Here is a 1,663-nt window from a genome sequence, read left to right as displayed (position 1 = left end):
CGCAGCGGCCGGAGGCGACCCCGACGATCGCGCCGGTCGTGCCGCCGTCGTTCCCGCCGCTGCCGGGGGTGATGGACAGGTTGTCGAACTGTGCCGTCTCGCCCTGGCTGGTCCCGTAGCCGATCTGCCCGGCGGCCCAGGTGCGGTCGTTCGCGGAACCGACCGTGGCGCCGTCGACGACGGCGGTGATCGTGGTGCCGGAGAAGGTGAGCGCCAGGCTGTGCCACCGGTTGGTGCCCAGCGCCGCGGTCGTGCCGCGGGCCAGGGTGGTGACGGTGCCGTTGGTGTTCGAGTTCAGGATCGACCAGGCCCCGGTGTCGCTCACCCGCAGGCGGTAGGCGTTCTGTCCTCCGGTGCGGTCGTAGTCGTGCCCTCCCGCACGGCCGATCAGCTCGGCGTATCCGGGTTGTTCGAGCATCACGTCGGACGAGACGGTGTAGTTGGCCCAGCTCGTGTCGCCGAGCAGGGCGTGCGGATCGGTCAGCGTGTCCCAGGTGATCGGTTTCTGCGGGCTCATCTGGCGCACGCATGTGCCGCCGCGGCCGCCACCGCAGCCCACCGCCTCGAAGGCGCCCTGCCAGTCCATGAGGTACTTCGCCTCGGAGCCGGCGGTGTAGCCGTCGAAGGAGTCGCTGTACGGCAGCTTCAGCGCGCTCCGGGCGGGACCGGTCGCGGTGCCCTTGCCCTGTCCGGTCGTGGTGGTCAGGGTGTACATGTGACCGGGCTGGACGGTCAGGCTGAAACCGCCGCCGGACGGGGTGAGGTCCGCGCTGTGCACGAAGTGGTCGGCCGGGTTGGCGGACCTGACGTCGGTGGACCAGACGTGGACGGTGCCGGTGGACAGTCCCCCGGTGACGTTGAAGTTCAGCGTCTGCGCGCCGCCGGCGTCCATGGTCTCGATGACCGTGGAGTAGTCGGAGTTGTTGGTGGACTTGAGCGAGACATAGCTTCCGTTGGCGCGGTTGCCGCCGATGTAGCCGCTGGAGGAGTCGAGGTAGTGCCATCCGGGGGCGGTGAACTGGCTGGTGTGGGCCATCACCCAGGTGTTCTTGCCGATCGAGTAGGCGCCGGACCACGGCTGCGAGGCCAGGGCCAGGCCCATGGTCGGGTACGGCAGGTTGGGAGTGAGCGCGGCGACCACCGGCCAGTTGAGGTACGCGGTCATCCTTCCGTCGATGTACCCGCGGTTGATGCCGCGGGCCACGGCCTGCGCTCCCCCGTTGTAGTCGTCCGAGCCGTTCTCGCTCGCCCACAAGGGCTTGCCGGAGTTCAGGGCGGCCGCCGGCACCGTGCAGGTGGACTGGGAGGACCGGTAGCCGCAGGGATAGTGCGTGCCGATGGCGCTCACCGCGGAGGCGAACGCCGGGTTGGAGTTGATGTCGTTCGCCACGGCCCAGTCCGAGTCGGCCGCGACGATCCTGACGTTGCCGTAGCCGTTGCTGTTGAGCGCACTCCGCAGCTGCTGGTACCAGGAGACGTTGTAGCCCCGCTCGTTCCACCCGCCGAGGTAGTCGATGCTCAGCCCGTGCCGCTTGGCGCAGCCCAGCCACGAGACCAGGTAGTCGACCATGTCGGTGGACCAGAAGTTCCCGCCGCCGATCCAGCCCGGGGCGCCCCAGGCGAGCCCGTACAGCTTGATGTCCGGGTTGCGCGCCTTGGCCTG

The 1,663-nt window shown here is 69.5% G+C and carries 1 protein-coding gene; it reads right to left on the bottom strand.

Annotation, left to right across the window (positions count from 1 at the left end; genetic code table 11):
- On the bottom strand, window positions 1-1,663 hold a 1,663-nt coding region (locus tag ACGFNV_RS46805), incomplete at both ends, for a LamG-like jellyroll fold domain-containing protein (RefSeq protein WP_393631801.1).

This window comes from Streptomyces sp. NPDC048751 (assembly GCF_043198595.1).
GTDB lineage: Bacteria > Actinomycetota > Actinomycetes > Streptomycetales > Streptomycetaceae > Streptomyces.
This window is presented reverse-complemented; position numbering and strand designations above follow the sequence as displayed.